General features: G+C 49.1%; 14 protein-coding genes. 3 read left to right on the plus strand and 11 right to left on the minus strand.

The window, feature by feature from the left end; genetic code table 11:
- Positions 1-140: 140 nt before the first annotated feature.
- The 4 genes from ACSF8X_RS09480 to ACSF8X_RS09495 form a co-directional block, all read right to left on the minus strand.
- On the minus strand, positions 141-1,736 hold the full coding sequence (locus tag ACSF8X_RS09480; protein ID WP_500849774.1) for an efflux transporter outer membrane subunit: 1,596 nt from the start codon (positions 1,734-1,736) through the stop codon (positions 141-143).
- On the minus strand, positions 1,729-4,878 hold the full coding sequence (locus tag ACSF8X_RS09485; protein ID WP_500849775.1) for an efflux RND transporter permease subunit: 3,150 nt from the start codon (positions 4,876-4,878) through the stop codon (positions 1,729-1,731). The genes ACSF8X_RS09480 and ACSF8X_RS09485 overlap by 8 nt, the downstream gene beginning before the upstream one ends.
- Positions 4,879-4,887: 9 nt before the next feature.
- Complete coding sequence (locus tag ACSF8X_RS09490; RefSeq protein ID WP_500849776.1) at positions 4,888-6,072, minus strand: efflux RND transporter periplasmic adaptor subunit; 1,185 nt, start codon at positions 6,070-6,072, stop codon at positions 4,888-4,890.
- Between the two features lie 255 nt (positions 6,073-6,327).
- Positions 6,328-6,885 (minus strand): hypothetical protein, encoded by a 558-nt coding sequence (locus ACSF8X_RS09495; protein WP_500849777.1) that lies wholly within the window; start codon positions 6,883-6,885, stop codon positions 6,328-6,330.
- A 179-nt stretch (positions 6,886-7,064) separates the two neighbouring features.
- Here ACSF8X_RS09495 and nagE point away from each other — a divergent pair, with 179 nt between their 5' ends.
- The 3 genes from nagE to ACSF8X_RS09510 all read left to right on the plus strand — a co-directional run bounded on the left by nagE (position 7,065) and on the right by ACSF8X_RS09510 (position 10,619).
- On the plus strand, positions 7,065-8,423 hold the full coding sequence (gene nagE / locus ACSF8X_RS09500; RefSeq protein ID WP_500849778.1) for an N-acetylglucosamine-specific PTS transporter subunit IIBC: 1,359 nt from the start codon (positions 7,065-7,067) through the stop codon (positions 8,421-8,423).
- Between the two features lie 215 nt (positions 8,424-8,638).
- Positions 8,639-9,316, plus strand: a complete 678-nt coding sequence (locus ACSF8X_RS09505) for a winged helix-turn-helix domain-containing protein (RefSeq protein WP_047878085.1) — start codon at positions 8,639-8,641, stop codon at positions 9,314-9,316.
- Entirely contained in the window at positions 9,297-10,619 is a 1,323-nt protein-coding gene (locus ACSF8X_RS09510) for a sensor histidine kinase (RefSeq protein WP_500849779.1), read from the plus strand. The genes ACSF8X_RS09505 and ACSF8X_RS09510 overlap by 20 nt, the downstream gene beginning before the upstream one ends.
- 104 nt (positions 10,620-10,723) lie before the next feature.
- On the opposite strand, the gene ACSF8X_RS09515 is transcribed toward ACSF8X_RS09510, so the two are convergent.
- The 7 genes from ACSF8X_RS09515 to ACSF8X_RS09545 form a co-directional block, all read right to left on the minus strand.
- On the minus strand, positions 10,724-11,440 hold the full coding sequence (locus ACSF8X_RS09515; protein WP_047878087.1) for a DUF3581 domain-containing protein: 717 nt from the start codon (positions 11,438-11,440) through the stop codon (positions 10,724-10,726).
- A gap of 298 nt (positions 11,441-11,738) precedes the next feature.
- The gene (locus ACSF8X_RS09520; protein ID WP_205626052.1) at positions 11,739-12,053 is read right to left on the minus strand and encodes a hypothetical protein; all 315 of its coding nucleotides are present in this window, start codon (positions 12,051-12,053) and stop codon (positions 11,739-11,741) included.
- Positions 12,054-12,070: 17 nt separating this feature from the next.
- Positions 12,071-13,846 carry a bifunctional molybdopterin-guanine dinucleotide biosynthesis adaptor protein MobB/molybdopterin molybdotransferase MoeA gene (locus ACSF8X_RS09525; protein WP_500849780.1) on the minus strand — a complete coding sequence of 592 codons (1,776 nt, stop codon included), beginning with the start codon at positions 13,844-13,846 and terminating at the stop codon, positions 12,071-12,073.
- Complete coding sequence (gene mobA, locus ACSF8X_RS09530) at positions 13,843-14,427, minus strand: molybdenum cofactor guanylyltransferase MobA (protein ID WP_047878089.1); 585 nt, start codon at positions 14,425-14,427, stop codon at positions 13,843-13,845. Before mobA ends, ACSF8X_RS09525 begins: the two co-directional genes overlap by 4 nt.
- Complete coding sequence (locus ACSF8X_RS09535; protein ID WP_047878090.1) at positions 14,414-15,118, minus strand: ATP-binding cassette domain-containing protein; 705 nt, start codon at positions 15,116-15,118, stop codon at positions 14,414-14,416. Before ACSF8X_RS09535 ends, mobA begins: the two co-directional genes overlap by 14 nt.
- Before the next feature lie 12 nt (positions 15,119-15,130).
- Positions 15,131-15,832, minus strand: a complete 702-nt coding sequence (locus ACSF8X_RS09540; protein WP_047878091.1) for an ABC transporter permease — start codon at positions 15,830-15,832, stop codon at positions 15,131-15,133.
- Positions 15,833-16,645 (minus strand): ABC transporter substrate-binding protein, encoded by an 813-nt coding sequence (locus ACSF8X_RS09545; RefSeq protein ID WP_047878092.1) that lies wholly within the window; start codon positions 16,643-16,645, stop codon positions 15,833-15,835.
- Positions 16,646-16,907: the final 262 nt, after the last annotated feature.

A 16,907-nucleotide genomic window follows, 5' to 3' on the forward strand; every position in this document is an offset into this window, starting at 1 on the left:
CTGCATATTCATTGTTGCTCTAATACTAACCGGCTCTTTTGTTGAGAGCCGGTTTTTTCGTATTGGATGATAGGCTTATTTTCTAATTTGTCGCCAACCTATTGCCAACATTCATCGTAACAACGAGATCAACCGGAAGGCTAATCGTTGATAGCGGCTGTATTTACCTCTTCTTTGGGGACATATTTCCCCGGCTCTGGCGAAATAACATCCGTTTCAACCCAGCCGCCTCCGAGGACTTTGTACAGGGTCAGGAAATTGAGCTGTTCGGAGAGTTTGGTATTGATTAAGTCCTGTTGTGCTGTGTAGTAGGAGCGTTGGGAGTCCAACACCGTAAAGTAGTCATCAACGCCTTCATCGAAACGTAAATTAGAGAGGCGGAAGCTATCGCCTGTGGCATCAACCAGCATTTGCTGGGCTGCTACCTGATCTTTGAGCGTTTCTTGATTGGCCAGTGCATCGGCAACTTCACGAAACGCTGTCTGTATTGATTTTTCATATTCATTGAGAGCGATTTGTTGGTCGGCGCGGGCCACATCTAGTTGGGCATCAAGCTCTCCCCAGCGAAAAATGGGTAGGACAAGGCTTGGGGTAAAAGCCCAGCTACGGCTGTCAGATGAGAACAAGTCGCTGGCTGAAGCACTGAGTAAGCCGCCCGTTGCGGTAAGGGATATGGCTGGGAAGTATGCGGCTCGGGCTGCACCAATGTTGGCATTAGCCGCAATCAACTGATGCTCAGCGGCAACAATATCAGGTCGGCGCAGCAGGACTTGTGACGGCATCCCAACTTGAATAGGGGCAAACTGGATACGTTCAGCGCGTTGTGGCAATAAATGTAGGGGAATACGAGTACCAACCAGCGTTGTCAGTGCGTTGATGTCAACATTGACTTGGCTGGTGAAGCGAGCAACGTCTTTTAGCGCGGTGGCGACAGTTGTTTGTGCCTGGGCAACATCCAATCCTGTAGCAACACCGCTGTTGAAACTCTTTTCGGTTAAATCCAGTGAGCTTTGTTGGACGGTGAGCGTATCTTTGGCTAGCTGAAGCAAGTGCTGATCGGCCAATAGGGTCAGATAGGTTTCGATCACACTACTGACTAAGCTCAATTGGGTATTCTTACGCCCTTCGATTGTGGCGAGATATTGTTCCAGAGCTTGTTTTTCAAGGCTGGCAATCCGCCCCCAAAAGTCGATTTCATAGCTAGTTACCCCAAGATCCACACTGTACTGACGGCTGATCGTCGAAGTGCCGTTATTGGCATTTTCAGGCAAGCGTTGATTAGCCGCTCCTGCCGTCAAATCCAGATTCGGAAAGCGGTTGGCCCGTTGAATACCAAACAGGGCTTCCGCTCGCTGGATATTTAAGATTGCAATACGAACATCTCGGTTATTGGTCAGTGCGAGCTCTACGATGGCTCGAATTTTGTCGCTGTTGACAAACAATCGCCAGTCATCAGCGGGAATAACAGCTGCTATCTTGTTGTTGCTTACCGAATTAGGCGTAGTTCGCTTGGCTGGTGGTGTAGCATGGCTAGAGAGAAGCAGAGGTTCTGCGGTATAAGTGGTGGTATCCGGCGTATAGATGGAGTAATTGGCATTATCAGCTGTTTCGGACTGATTTGGCCAGCTTTGCTCTACTGGCATTGCTGGGCGTTGGTAATCAGGAATGAAACTCATACAGCCAGAGAGCAATGCTGAACACAAAAAGGATAGGGTGAAGCCGTGGCGGTTAGTCATGGCGAGGCTCCTCCTTATCTGGGGTGATAGGCAGCGTATCGGGCTCAGGATCTTTGCCTTGGAAAACGCGGGTGACAACAACGAAAAATAGCGGCACAAAGAAAATACCGAGGAAAGTTGCTGTCAATACGCCGCCGACCACACCAGTCCCTACCGCATTTTGTGCCCCTGAGCCTGCACCGTTTGATGTAGCAAGAGGGATTACACCCATACCAAAGGCCAGTGAGGTCATCAATATTGGTCGGAGTCGAATTTTGGCGGCATGAATAGCGGCTTTGAACATGTCTTCACCGGCTTCATGGTAGGACTTGGCAAATTCAACAATCATGATGGCATTTTTTGATGCCAGCCCGATGGTTGTTAGCAATCCTACTTGGAAATAGACATCATTATCGAGATTGAAGAGAAGGGTGGCGGTAACAGCCCCCAAGATCCCAAGTGGGATGATCAATATAACGGAAAATGGCACAGCCCAGCTCTCGTATAGTGCGGCAAGACACAGAAAGACAATGAGAATAGAAAGCGCATAGAGCATGGGAGCCTGTCCGCTGGAAATACGCTCCTGATAGGACATGCCGGTCCATTCAAGTCCTACACCGGCGGGTAGTTGGCTGACAATATTTTCCATTTCCAGCATCGCATCGCCGGTACTAACTCCCGGCGCGGGCTCGCCTAAAATTTCCATCGCTGAGATCCCGTTATATCGCTCCAAGCGTGGTGAGCCATAAGTCCATTCGCCCTCGCTGAAAACACGCATGGCGACCATTTGCCCCTCGCTGTTTCTGACCTTCCACTCCATGATGTCTTCGGGGTTCATGCGGTAAGGGGTATTGGCTTGGACGTAGACTTGCTTGACTCGGCCGCGATCGACAAAGTCATTGACATACCGGCTACCAAGGGCGGTGCCGAGGGTGCTGTTGATATCGTTAATCGAGACCCCGAGCGCGCGGGCTTTAAGCTGGTCTATATTGAGGTGGTACTGGGGGGTGTCATCCAAGCCATTGGGACGAACGGCGGTTAGTTTGGGATTTTGTGCCGCCATACCGAGCAGTTGGTTGCGAGCCTCAATCATTTTTTCATGGCCAAGGCCGGCACGGTCTTGCAAAAACATATCGAAACCGGTCGCGTTACCCAATTCCATAATAGCCGGAGGGGCAAAAGCAAAAATAAGCGCCTCGGGGATTTTGGTAAAGGCCATCATGGCCCGCCTGACAATGGCATTGACCTTGTCATTGTCGCTGGTGCGTTTGTCCCAGTCGGTCAGAGATACAAACATCATGCCGGTATTGGCTCCGGAACCGGCAAAGCTGAAGCCGGCCACGGAGAACACTGACTTGACGTTTTTCTTTTCTTCTTCAAGGAAATAATCTTCGACCTGATCAAGGATCTCCAATGTTTGCTCTTGGGTCGAACCACTGGGCAATTGCACCATACTCATCATTACCCCCTGATCTTCATCAGGAAGAAAACCGCTTGGCAAACGCAGGAACAGCATGGCCATCACTGCGCCTATTCCCAAGTAGATTAAGAGGAAGCGCACGCTCCGATGGGTAATGAAGGTGACAGCCTTGGTATATTTGTCCGTGGCGTTGTTGAAGTGACGGTTAAACCACCCGGCAAAGCCAGTGTCTTTGTGGCCGTCGGTGGTTTTGAGCAAGCTGATGCACAGCGTGGGCGTCAAGATGATAGCGACCAGTACCGATAGGGCGACTGCTGTGACAATGGTGATTGAAAACTGGCGGTAAATTGCCCCAGTAGAACCGGCAAAGAAGGCCATAGGAATAAATACTGCACAAAGTACCATACCGATCCCGATGAGGGCACTGGTGATTTCGTGCATTGATTTCTCCGTGGCCTCGCGTGGTTCGAGTCCTTCTTCTTCCATTATTCGTTCGACGTTTTCGACCACCACGATGGCGTCATCCACCAGCAGGCCGATAGCCAGTACAAGGGCAAACATCGTCAGAGTATTGATGGAGTAACCGAGTATGAGCAGTACGGCGAAAGTGCCTAGTACTACAACGGGCACGGCAATAGTGGGGATCAAGGTGGCACGTAAGCTCTGCAAGAACAGTAGCATTACCAAGAAAACCAGAAATACAGCTTCAAGCAGTGTCTTAACCACTTCCTCTATAGATATTTTAATAAAAGGCGTTGTGTCGTATGGGTAGACGACTTTTATCCCTTCAGGAAAGAAGGGTTGGAGCTCGGTCAGTTTGGCTCTGACGGCATTGGCGGTTTCCAACGCATTTTTCCCTGTCGCGAGGGCAATCGAGATCCCTGAAGCGGGCTGTTTGTTATAGGACGAGTTGGTTTGGTATGACGCTGATCCGAGTTGGACCTCGGCAACGTCTTCCATCAGAACTTGTGAGCCATCGGGATTAACTTTGAGCAGAATTTTCTTAAATTGTTCAACCGATTGTAATCGAGACTGAGCGGTAATGGTGGCATTAAGCTGCTGCCCCCTTGCGGCCGGCGCCGCGCCGAGCTGGCCAGCGGATACCTGAGCGTTTTGCTCTTCGATAGCAGCGACGACATCCGATGGCATTAAATCAAAATTTTCCAACTGGTAAGGATTGAGCCAGATCCGCATGGCGTATTCAGCACCAAACAGCTGGGTTTGGCCAACTCCGTCAACCCGGCTGAGAGGATCGAGCACATTACTGGCGATATAGTCGGAAATATCCGAATTATCGAGGGAAGGATCATCGGACACAAAGCCGATCACCATTAGGATCGAGTTGCTTGCCTTTTCAACTCTTACCCCTTGATTCTGTACTTCTAATGGAAGCAGCGGGGTTGCAGCCGAGAGCTTGTTCTGCACTTGAACCTGAGCGATATCAGGGTCGGTTCCGGCGGCGAAGGTTAGGGTGGTAGTAATGTTGCCGAAAGAATCAGAGGTAGAAGACATATAGAGCAGGTTATCCAACCCGTTCATTTGCTGTTCAATGACCTGTGTGACCGAGTCTTCAGCGGTTTTTGCCGAAGCCCCCGGGTAAGTTGCCGAAATCTGGATCGCGGGTGGCGCAATGGTCGGGTATTGGGCGATAGGCAGCAAAATAATGGCAATGACGCCAGCTAGCATGACCAGAATCGCCAGAACCCAAGCAAAAACTGGGCGTGCAATGAAAAAATGGGCCATATCGTCGTCCTACTGGTTAGTCTTGCCGTTAGTTGCTGCCGAGCCGGATATTTCATGGGATTTGGCGACGGGGCTGCCGGGGCGAACAAACTGCAGGCCTTCTACAATAACTTTCTCTCCCGCCTTGATACCCTTGGTGATTAGCCATTCATTGTTGACCATACGACTGGTTTCCACGGTTCGTAGCTCGACTTTGTTATCGGCGGTGATCACACTCAATTGGGCACTGCCTTTCGGGGTTCGGCTAAGTGCCTTAGCAGGTATCAAAATAGCGTTATCGACGATCCCTCGGGGGAGCGAGGCACGGACAAACATCCCCGGTAACAGGATTTGATCGGGGTTGGGGAAGCTGACCCTAAGGACGAATGATCCTGTGGTTTGATCAATATTGATGTCTGAAAACAGAATTGATCCTCGTCGATCATAAGCTGTGCCGTCTTCGAGGAAGAGCGTAATGTTTTTGGATTCGGCTTGGGTACGGGTAAATTGGCCGGCAGCCAATTCGCGGCGAAACTGCAGCAGTTCAGCACTGGATGCGGTGAGATCAACATACATTGGATCATAGGTTTGCACGGTGACAAGCGGTGATGCCTGATTAGCGGTAACTAACGCCCCGGCAGTGACGGTTGAGCGACCAGCCCTGCCATTTATTGGGGCGTAGACCTTGGTGTAGTTGAGGTTGATTTTGGCATTTTCTACCGCAGCCCGGGCACTGGTGACATCGGACTGGGCTTCCTGATAGGTTGCAACAGCATCATCGAAGTCCTGCCTTGAAACGGCTCTCTCCTTAACCAGCCTGCGATAGCGATCGGCCCGGTTACGAGCCGTCGACTGGTTAGCTTGGGCTTTTCGCAAGTCGGATTGTGCTTGGTCGAGTGCCAGTTGGAACGGTGCGGGATCGATTTGATAGAGAGGCTGGCCTTTTTGGACCATCGTTCCTTCTTCGAATAACTGCCGGAGGATAATGCCCCCGACTTGAGGGCGGACTTCCGCTTCGTAGGAGGCGAGGGTACGTCCGGGCATTTCGTCTTTTAGCTCAACGGGACGAGATTCGACAATCATATAGCCGATATCGTATTGGGGAGCCTGCGGGGAGGCGGTTTGTTGCTCGTCACATCCCTGCAAGGAGAGTAGCCCTAAGGAACCCAAGACAAAAACGAGCTGATGAGATAGGAATTTTTTGAGTATCGCCACAGATAGAGCCCACCCCTGACAAAGCCAAACAATAAAGGTTATTCGATGCAGTCATCCAATAGGACATTCATTAGCTTATTCAGCTTTCGATGAGAGCTATGTCTTATCTTTGCGGTATTGTTCAATTACTCAAGGATGGAGATTGTTGGATTTTGTGCTCTTGATGGCGGCATGAAAGTCGAAATGCGCATTTATGATTGGTAGTAAAATAAGAAAGCCCGATAGCAATACCGGGCTGTTAAGCTATATCAGACACTATTCTGCGACCGGCACCATAATATGAACGTAAGGCGTATCTTTCCACATTACGTAAGGGCCACCACTGCTCGGCTCGTCGGTGATTCCGGCCAGCATTTCTTTGGGGACGATAATCATCAGGTGAGGCCCTGTCTCGACATAGTCCTTCGCTTTTTTGGGTTCGGGATGATAGGGATCGGAATTGCTGACACCCGCACCGCGATCACCTTGCAGCATGTATGAAATGCCTATTTTGGTCGCTTTGAAATCCTTTTTGTTGACCATAGCATCGAGCATTTCCATCCATACGGCATCGTTGCACATTGGCATCCCGTCTCCGGGGAAGGTATCCGGTAGGCAGGTCCAGCCATTACTGCCTTTGACGACGACCTTGCCATCTACAATCACTGTCGCATCATCACTGATAGAGGCTGGTGCTGCTGATTTCGCCCGGCCGATTTTTTCTGTCATCAAGTCTTCGGACATCTTGTTGTCGTCGGCGAAAGCTGGCGTGATGAACAGCGGGCCAGCGAGGATGGCAGAAAGCAGGCACGAGCGTTTAAAACAATTAACCATGATTATTTCTCCACTTTGTTTGAAATTGGCATCATGGGTGGCCCATTGTTGATAAAAGGCATAGTAAGTATAGAAGGCGCAGGACGACATTAAGTATTCTTAATGTTTTCAAAAGGTATTGTTAACGCTCAATCACTTATCGTATAGCCATGACATGTTGTCATTCATGGAGAATTACGATGAATATATTGGGATACTTCCAAAAATTAGGTAAAGCCTTGATGCTCCCCATCGCGGTGCTTCCGGTTGCGGGCTTGCTACTGCGTTTTGGCCAACCAGATCTACTTGATATTGCCTTTATCGCCCAGGCTGGACAGGCCATTTTTGATAATTTGCCCCTATTGTTTGCGATGGGGGTAGCAGCCGGGTTATCGAAAGATGGTTCAGCTGCCGCTGCGGTTGCCGCCGTTGTCGGTTTTTTTGTTATGAATGCATCACTTACGGTGATGAATGCGGATATCGATACGGGAGCCGCAGGAGGGATCATTTCAGGTATTATGGCTGGCCACCTTTATAATCGGTTCCATACCATTGCTTTGCCTGAGTTCTTGGGCTTTTTTTCCGGCAAGCGTTTTGTGCCGATTATCACCGGTCTTTCTGCATTGTTGCTGGCTTTCCTATTCAGTATTGTTTGGCCCCCGATTCAAGCTGTCATCAACCAGTTAGGTGAGTGGATGCTGTCAAGCGGCCCGGCCGGGACGTTCACCTATGGCTTTGCTAACCGCCTGTTGATCCCGTTTGGCCTGCACCACATTTTAAATACGATGGTTTGGTTTGTATTTGGTGAGTTCAATGGGGCAACTGGGGAGATTTCTCGCTTTTGGGCGAATGATCCTGAGGCCGGGGTCATGCTCAGTGGTTTCTTCCCCGTGATAATGTTTGGTCTTCCTGCCGCAGCTGCCGCGTTTTATGTGACAGCCAAACCTGAGAACAAAGTGAAGGTGGCCGGTATGCTGGCCAGCGTTGCCTTCACGGCCTTTTTGACAGGGATTACCGAACCGCTTGAATTCCTGTTTATGTTCCTTGCTCCTGCACTTTTCGTGGTGCATGCAGTGCTGATGGGCATTAGCTTGGTTATAGCACAGGCGTTGGATGTCCATTTAGTGTTCAGCTTCTCTGCGGGCCTTATCGATTACATTCTTAACTTTAATGCGCCAGCTGCCAAGAATGCGTGGATGCTCGTACCATTGGGATTGGTCTTTGGCGTGCTTTACTTTGTAATTTTTGTTGCGGCTATTCGGATGTGGGATCTGAAAACGCCGGGCAGAGAAGAAGATTGCGTTGAAGACAGTGCGGCGGTTGTCGGTTCGGATTTGGCGTTGCAGTATCTTGAAGCATTGGGCGGCAAAGACAATCTGACAGATATTGACGCTTGTATTACGCGATTGCGTCTGTCGGTTGTCAATGCTAGCAAAATTAATAAGCCACTATTGACCAAGCTAGGAGCCAAAGGCGTTATTAATGTCGGCGAGAACAATGTACAGGTCGTTGTCGGTACGGCGGCTGAATCCTTGGCCGGTGCGATGAAGTCAATTTAGTAGACAATACGGTTTCCCCCCTAAACCGTATGCGGCCAGCTCTATAAGCTGGCCGCGTTTCATTTGGCAAAGACAGTCAAGAAGGTCGCAAGACAGAAAGTTAATGGCAGTTTTACGAGGCAGTGCAAACTGGCAGGATGCAACGATCTGAGTCGTAAAATAATTTCGATACACTAGAGGATGATTTTTCAGGGCAAGGATAGCGGGAGCACTGGGTGAAAGTACTGATTATCGAAGATGACAATACTACGCGGGATTTTGTCGCTACCGGACTTCGTCAGCAGTATTTCGTTGTGGACGAAGCGCGTGACGGAATAGAAGGTCTGACAATGGCGGCAAGTTGTGACTATCAATTGGTCATTCTGGATAGAATGTTACCGGGGCTGGATGGTCTCAAGGTACTGGCGGCTATCCGGGCAACAGGCAATCAAGTGCCCGTCATGATTCTTAGTGCTTTGAATAGTGTGGATGACAGAGTGACAGGGTTGACTGCGGGGAGCGATGACTATTTGATTAAGCCTTTTGCCTTGGCTGAGTTGATCGCCAGAGCTCAAATTTTGACTCAGCGGAATAAGGCCGCGCCATCTGTGGTAATGGAATATACCTATGCCGATTTGAGCATGGACTTGCGTACGCATCGGGTGTGGCGGGCCGGGACTCAGCTGTTATTGCAGCCGAAGGAGTTCTTGATCCTCCAATACCTGATGGAGCGTGCCGAACAAGTGGTTTCAAGAATGCAGGTCTTTGAGGCGGTATGGAGTTACCACTTTGATCCCAAAACCAATGTGATTGATGTTCATATTGCTAACCTACGCCGAAAATTGGATGAAAATGGCGGTGAAACGCTGATTCATACCGTAAGGGGGGCAGGGTATGTCCTTCGTCAGTCATGATGTTCTTTATCGTTCGTCTATTTTCAAAACCTTGCTCTTGGTGTGCACCCTGATTGCGGTGATGTATGGGTTGATTGTCCAACTGGTGTATTTGGGTTCGAATGCCTTTTATCGCACTCAACTCGAACGTGAGTTGGTGACAGAAAGAGAGTTATTTAGCCGCCAGTTCACACTGGGAGGAAAGGATGCGGTCCACCAATTGATCCGTTCTCGCCAGCAGCAAGGATCTCCATTTTCCTATTCAATTGAAGCTAATCGGTATTTGCAGCCTGTGGCCGGTAATTATCCAGCGGTATTGGCCGGGTTGACGGATAAGCAAGGGCTGGTGGTTGAGAATTCTAGGACGGGTATGGCGATAGATGACCAACATAAGCTGATCATAGGAATTAGCCGCCAGCTTCAGGATAAATACCGCAAGGAGATGGAACCGGTAATGATATCCGGTGTTTTGCTGCCTGCGGTATTGATGTTGGGCATAGTTGCTTTTATTGCGCTAAGAATCATCAAGCGGTTGCAAGAGGTTAATCAGGCGATGAACCGGGTGTTGTGTGGTGAGAAACAGGTCAAGCTACCTGTCAGCAGTCACAACGATGAGTTTGATTTAATGGCTATTCATTTGAATTTTTTGATAGAACAAGTAGAGAAACAAGAAGCCTCTTTGCGCTCATTGACGGTAGGTTTAGCACATGATCTGCGTACCCCGATTGCTCGTATCCGGTTGCGGCTTGATGCGTTGTTGTCACAAGATGGGGCGAAATTATCAACGTCACAGCAAAGGGCGATTGAGGCGTGTCATGATGATGTTGAGCTGTTGCTGGGCCTATTTAATGGGATGCTAGAAATTGCCAGTTTGAATAGCGGTAAGGCGCAGATAGAAAAGCAAGCGGTTGATCTGGCTATGGTCTGTGCCGATGTGGTGGATTTTATCAAGCCGATTGCCGAGCAGAAGTCACTGGTTGTAATGATGCGAGAAGATGGTCGCTGCGTGATACAGGGAGAGCCGAGTTTGTTATTTCGTGCCATTTATAATCTGGTCGAAAATGCCGTTAAATATTCCCCTGAAGGGGGACGGGTTGAGGTGGTTATTGATCCATTTGGGTTGGTGGTTTGTGATCAGGGCAATGGCATTGCAGCGGAAGAAAAAATGCGGGTTTGCGAACCGTTATACCGTTGTGACAGTAGCCGCTCGACTCAAGGAGAAGGACTTGGTTTGGCGTTGGTAAATGCGGTGGTGAAGCGTCATTCCGGATCATTGGTGCTGGGGGACAATCATCCCGGACTCCGAGCGAGGATGTTGTTTTGAAAGGCTGTTTTGCGTGAAAAAATGTTTGTTACGTGAGTGAGAGAAAGGCCCTGATAAAAAGAAAAAACCGATGCGTAGGCATCGGTTTTTTATGGGATAGAACATTAGGCCGCAATGTTGGCAAATTCAGCCTTGCGTGCATTGAAGCGTTCAACCAGATCATCAATATCATCTTGGTTGTACGGCTTTAGGCCGCTCATTAGCATGCGTTTACGACCTGTACCGACAACTTCGCCATTTTCTTTGAAGCAGAAGTTCAAGGTGACGCTGCCTCGTTTACCATCAACATCGATTTCTGACTCACTCAGTTCAACGGTTGGTGAAGTCAGATCCAAGCGGGTGAAGTTAAGTTCCATACTTTCATAGATCACCAATGGGCGAGCTGTGTTGATCATAATGCCTTTTGATTTCATCAGTGGCACCATGATATGCGGAAAGTTCATGCCAGAGAACTGAACATAGCTTTTGGTGACCTGTTCAATCAGGGTTTTATCCGTGGTGATATCGCCTTCGCGAGTCACATGGAGATACTCTTTACCAGCATCGTCGATAACGGCAAAGTCATTAAAACAGCTATGTTTGGCGAAAAGGCCGATACCATCGTTAATCATGCCGGCGAACTCGAAGCGCATCTTCTTGCTGATACCTGCACGGGCCAGTACAACAGAGAACAGCAAATCGCCCGGTACACAGAAACGTTTGTTGTCTACATCATGAATGGGGTTGTAGTCGCCAGCGATCTTTTTTGCAAAATGGCTTGCCTGTTCGCGGTTAAAAGAGAAAACACCATTCTGTTCAGAGTAATAAGAATCTAAAAACATAACTCACGTTCTGATAGGGATTAATTAACTACGTACATTTTACCTGATCTGTTTCGTTTAAATGGTCTAGCCAGTGGTTTGTTTAATAAGTATTCAGGTTTGTACTGACAGAGCAATAGATATACGGCATTGTTCTTGCTTTGTAAACAAGAATGGAAAAAACAGCGGTTTAGTCATTTATTGTGTATCGTATTGTACGAAGAGTGATTTTTGTTAACTAAGTCATAAATTAACAGTGCGAATTTTCTCGAAACTCTGGTAGTATCATGGAGATAATGGCAAATGTGACAATAAAACCTTAAAAATTACTAATTGTTACAAGTGAATTTGCTGTTTGACAGACAGGTTCTTGATTAAAAGAACAGGGCTGGGGTTGCTTTAGTTTTAACTGAGTGTCGGAAAAGTTGTATACCCTAAGGGGGATACATTCATCTTCTAGCGTGTAGAAGCTCGGAAAACATAAGTAGCACGGAAGCTGCACTAAAAAAAGAGGCACTCGGTAAACAGCGTTCGCGCTGTTTGCTGAGTGCCAAAAATCAGCAGCAGTACAGCCTAATCCCCAATGCTCATAAGTAAAGCGAAAAAAGGCAGCCAATTGGCTGCCTTTTTTCATTGCGAGAGATTATCCATCTAAATCCGATTGATGAGAGGGATAACTCGGACCTGTCCACCCATTTCGACATTAGGTTGTTCAGGTAGGATTTCAATCAGGCAATTTGCTTCACTCATCGAGCGCAAAATGCCTGAGCCTTGCTTGCCTGTCGCACTAACAGTCAGGCGACCATTGGCATCGAATTGGTAGCAGCCTCGGCTGTACTCGGTTCGTCCTGGGCGAGAGCGCAACTTTTCTGTTGCCGTCGCAAGCATAACTGGTGCCTGCCAAGTGGTGTAACCTTGCATCTTGCGCAGAGCGGGTTCGACAAATTGCAAGAAGGCCACCATAACCGCGACAGGGTTGCCGGGTAGGCCAAAGAATGGTTTGTTGTTGATTTGGCCAAAGGCGAGTGGGCGGCCCGGACGCATATTGATGCGCCAGAAGTTGATTTGGCCCAGCTTGTTGAGGATGGTCTTGATGTAATCAGCATCACCGACCGAGACACCACCGGATGACAAAATCACGTCGGCTTGTTCACTGGCTGTCTTTAGCGTTGCTTCAAGTGACGCCTCGTTATCTTCGATAATACCCAAATCGACGACCTCACAGCCTACTTTGCTAAGCATGGCATGCAGGGTGTAGCGGTTGGAGTCGTAAATGCAGTTTTGTTTTTGGGCTTCGCCAGGGTGCTGGACTTCATCCCCTGTTGAGAAGATGGCCACTTTCAGTTGTGGGCGAACAGAAACCGATGGCAAGCCTAGCGAGGCAATCATACCCAGCTCAGGAGCGGTGATTAGGCTGCCTGCATTGACGGCAGCTTGGCCGATAGCCAGATCTTCACCGGCCTGACGGACGTTTTGCCCTTGGCGAATAGCTCCCATGGTAAGGTCAAACGTGACGGTGTCACCGTCTTGTTGTGCTTGTTCACGCATAATGACCGTATCGGCATTGTCGGGAACAGGGGCTCCGGTCATAATTCTAACCGCTTGGCCTTGCTCCAGTGGGGCGTCATAGCTATGACCTGCCATCACTTGGCCGACAACCTGGTAGCTGTTGCGGTCGAGGTCATCGCCGCGAATGGCATAGCCGTCCATCGCTGAGTTGGTGTGCTGAGGCACATTAACCGGTGAAAGAATATCGTCTGCGACAATTTGTCCCAATGCGGCTTTCAGATCAACGGTTACCTTGGTGGTTGGTGCGACGATTTGTGCCAATATCTGTGCGCGGCCCTGTTCGACGGACAGCATGCCAGACGGGTCCAGGTCACTGCAGCTCAATGTCTCTTGTTGTTGGCTTGGGGACTTGGCGAAGTTGATGACAAACTCAGTAATCGCATCCAGATCATTGATATCTAGTGTAGGCAGTTCGGTTTGTGCTTGGCTGTCGCTGGCAACGGCAATGATGTTGCTGTCTTCAGGGAAGAGCCAAGGCTTGCCGATTTCGTCGCGGTGCAGTTCGATTTTAGGAAAATCGATTTTTTTGAATCCTTCAACCAAGATAAGGTCGAGCTGGGTTTGGTCGAGCTGATTAATGAGTTGCGGCAGTGTTGCTTCTTGCTCGGGCGTTTCCGTAACCATTGCGCTGCGGTAACGAGAAGAGATAAGCATCTGGTTCGCCCCGGCTTTGCGCAGGCGGTAGCTGTCTTTGCCTTCTTTATCGATATCGAAATTGTGGTGGGCATGTTTGATTACAGCAACGCGAATGCCACGCTCGACCAGTTTAGGCAGCATGGCTTCGAGTAGGGTAGTTTTGCCGGTGCCGCTCCAGGCTGCAAAGCCAAGAAGCGGGAGGTTTGCAGTAATTTGGCTCATAGCGCTTGTCCGAATTTTTCTAGTTCTTCTGGAGTATTGAGGTTCACGAATGCATTGGGCTGATCGCTAAAATCAACCGTGATCATGTTGCATTGACGATATAGCAAAATAATCTTTCGGTCACCGTCTGCAAGGAATTGTTCGAGTTTTGGCAGAATACGGCGGTTGACCAGGGTAACAACGGGCTGGATGTGGTCGCCATCATGGGCAACGGCGATGTCTGTTGTTTCATCGCAGGCCCGGCTCATTCGATCAACTAGATCATAGGGAAGCTGCGGGCAGTCACATGGAACAAAGCCAATCCATTCACTATCAATGTGATGTAAGGCTGCATGCATACCGCCAAGTGGGCCGGGGTAGTTTTGGATATGATCGCCAAAGACAGGGGCATACTGCTGGTATGTTTCCTGATTGCGGTTGGCGTTTATCGTTATGTTGTTGGTTTGCGGCTTGAGGATGCCAATAACGTGTTCGATCATGGCTTGGCCGGCCAGTGTGACCAGCCCTTTATCGTTGCCGCCCATTCGGCTGGCTTGCCCGCCGGCAAGGATAACCCAATGGGTTTGTTCAGGCGTAGGCATAGGTGTCGTTGTCCCCGTCTACAAGTTGAAGTGTGGCGCGTTCAATCAATTGCGAATCTGTAATTGTCCATTGCCGACGGCAAAGTTCGGTAAGGGCATTTTTCTGATGGCTGGTGATCACCAAACTGGTACCGCGCGCAAGTAGGTCTTTGCATAATACCACCATACGCTCTATAGATTCCTGATCAAGGCTGGCGCTGGATTCATCCATCAGTAGCACGCTTGGGTTCAGAACCCATGCGCGCGCCATAGCAACCCGCTGGCGTTCACCGCCAGATAACACCGAGATATGTTCGTCTGCCAGCGTTTCAAGTCCGACCATCCGCAGGGCATTGATTGCCTCGGTGCGGCGCTTTCGGCGATCACGAAGAGAGAACTTTAGGCCATAACACACATTATCCAATACACTGCCGTCGAACATATACGGTGTTTGGTGCATGTAAATGACGCCGCTGTTGCTTTGGGCACAGAACAAACGGCGGATCCACGAGTTATGGCTTAGGTTAATATCGCCGGTTGATGGCTTTTGCAATCCGCTCAGCACTTTGAGCAGGGTGGTTTTTCCCACGCCATTGTCGCCGGTAAGGTAGATGGCATCTTTGGGGCCAAGTACCAAGTGCGGGATGTGAAACAGCAGCCGCTCTTTAAACCGAACAGACAAATCATTGGCTTGTATCGAGAGTTGAGTCATCAAAATTCCCGCTTAGTTAGTACGCAAATGGGCCTTGCCATGTGCGACAGATAAGATGAAGTTTAGTCCCAATGCCAATACCAGCAGTACCATCCCTAATGCTACCCCCTGGGCGAATGCGCCTTTGGAGCTTTCCAGTGCAATGGCCGTCGGAATATTTCGGGTAGAGTTTAAAATATTTCCACCCACCATCATAGAACAACCGACCTCGGTAATGATTCGGCTGAATGAGGTGACGACAGCGGCAAGCAGCGGAAAGCGGCTTTCCCACATCAGGCTCATGAAGGCCCGAGGCAGGCTGGCTCCGAGAGTGAGTGAGGTTTCCCAGGCGCGACGGTCACTGTTTTGAAAAGCGGCGTGCATCATAGAGACAAGAATGGGAAAACAGATCAGAATCTGACCGAGGATCATCGCTTGCTGGGTAAACAGAAGTTTCCAGTCACCGAGTGGGCCGGCACGTGAAAGCAGCATATAGAGCAGCAGACCGATCACTACAGTTGGAATAGACTGGAAGGTGTTGAACAAAGATAAAATAAGCCATCGCCCCGGGAATTTCCCGTAGGCGAGGGCAAAGCCGATCAGCATTGAAGGCAATAGCACAATCGCTATTGCCAGCAATGAAACCGAGAATGAAACACCGACGATCCCCCAAAGAGCGGTATCCCCGCTAAACAGCAGTTGGATCGCCTGGTGTGTGGTTTGCCATATATCCATTTATTGAGCAATAGCATCCGCAACAAACAGCTGCTCGCCGTGTCGCTTGTAATCGTTGATTAGGTGTTGTGCTTTGGCGTTTACCAACCAGTCGCTGAATACTTTAGCACCCTGGTAGTTGATGTCTGGGTAACGGCTAGGGTTAACAAGAATCACCTGGTAAGGGTTGAATAGGCGTTGGTCGCCCTGCAAAACGATTTTCAGGTCAAGCTTGTTTTGGTAGGCCAGCCAAGTACCGCGGTCAGTCAGGGTGTAAGCCTGCAGTTCAGATGCCATGTTCAATGTTGGACCCATACCTTGGCCAACGGCTTTGTAGTTAGTGAAATGAGGTTCGATTTTCGCCTGAGCCCACAGGTTTAGCTCTTTCTTGTGGGTACCAGAATCGTCACCGCGAGATACAAAGCCTTCATCTTCTTTGGCGATAGTTGTTAGAGCTTTGGCAACATCAGTCATACCGTCGATGTGGGCTGGATCCGCTTTAGGGCCAACCAGCACAAAGTCATTGTGCATCAGTTTACGAGGCAGAACACCAAAACCTTTCTCAACGAAAACGGCCTCAGCTTTTGGTGCGTGGGTCATAACTAGATCCACATCGCCGTTTTCACCCATACGTAGAGATTTGCCTGTACCTGCCGCCAGAACTTCAACGGTGTAACCTGTATCTTTCTTAAATTCAGGTAGTAGGTAATCTAGCAAACCAGAGTGGTATGTGCTGGTAGTGGTCGCCAAGCGTACAGTCATATCTTCAGCGGCATGCAATGCTGTCGCTGATACTAGTGCCAAAACTGCAATTGTTGTTTTTATAAATTTCATAGGTCTTCCTGACGGTTAGTCATTTATAGCTATTAAAAGAAAAAGCGCACAGTTGCGCCATCATCGAGCATCCATAAGCAAATACCGCGCCAACTTTAAAGGTGATGCCTGTAGTGATAGCTGAAAGGCATTTAAATTAATGATTATAAACAATATAAATACATATTGTTATGACGTAGGCGGAATCTTTTGCAAACAATTTTGACAGGGATTATGACTGTGAGACAAAATGTCGCACAGATTTCTTAAGTGAACATACAAT

The organism is Photobacterium panuliri (genome assembly GCF_059920555.1).

Coding starts and splice junctions, on each gene's coding strand:
- ACSF8X_RS09480 (WP_500849774.1), bottom strand. CDS start 1,736: ATGACTAACCGCCACGGCTTCACCCTATCCTTTTTGTGTTCAGCATTG.
- ACSF8X_RS09485 (WP_500849775.1), bottom strand. CDS start 4,878: ATGGCCCATTTTTTCATTGCACGCCCAGTTTTTGCTTGGGTTCTGGCG.
- ACSF8X_RS09495 (WP_500849777.1), bottom strand. CDS start 6,885: ATGGTTAATTGTTTTAAACGCTCGTGCCTGCTTTCTGCCATCCTCGCT.
- nagE (WP_500849778.1), top strand. CDS start 7,065: ATGAATATATTGGGATACTTCCAAAAATTAGGTAAAGCCTTGATGCTC.
- ACSF8X_RS09510 (WP_500849779.1), top strand. CDS start 9,297: ATGTCCTTCGTCAGTCATGATGTTCTTTATCGTTCGTCTATTTTCAAA.
- ACSF8X_RS09515 (WP_047878087.1), bottom strand. CDS start 11,440: ATGTTTTTAGATTCTTATTACTCTGAACAGAATGGTGTTTTCTCTTTT.
- ACSF8X_RS09520 (WP_205626052.1), bottom strand. CDS start 12,053: ATGAAAAAAGGCAGCCAATTGGCTGCCTTTTTTCGCTTTACTTATGAG.
- ACSF8X_RS09525 (WP_500849780.1), bottom strand. CDS start 13,846: ATGAGCCAAATTACTGCAAACCTCCCGCTTCTTGGCTTTGCAGCCTGG.
- mobA (WP_047878089.1), bottom strand. CDS start 14,427: ATGCCTACGCCTGAACAAACCCATTGGGTTATCCTTGCCGGCGGGCAA.
- ACSF8X_RS09535 (WP_047878090.1), bottom strand. CDS start 15,118: ATGACTCAACTCTCGATACAAGCCAATGATTTGTCTGTTCGGTTTAAA.
- ACSF8X_RS09540 (WP_047878091.1), bottom strand. CDS start 15,832: ATGGATATATGGCAAACCACACACCAGGCGATCCAACTGCTGTTTAGC.
- ACSF8X_RS09545 (WP_047878092.1), bottom strand. CDS start 16,645: ATGAAATTTATAAAAACAACAATTGCAGTTTTGGCACTAGTATCAGCG.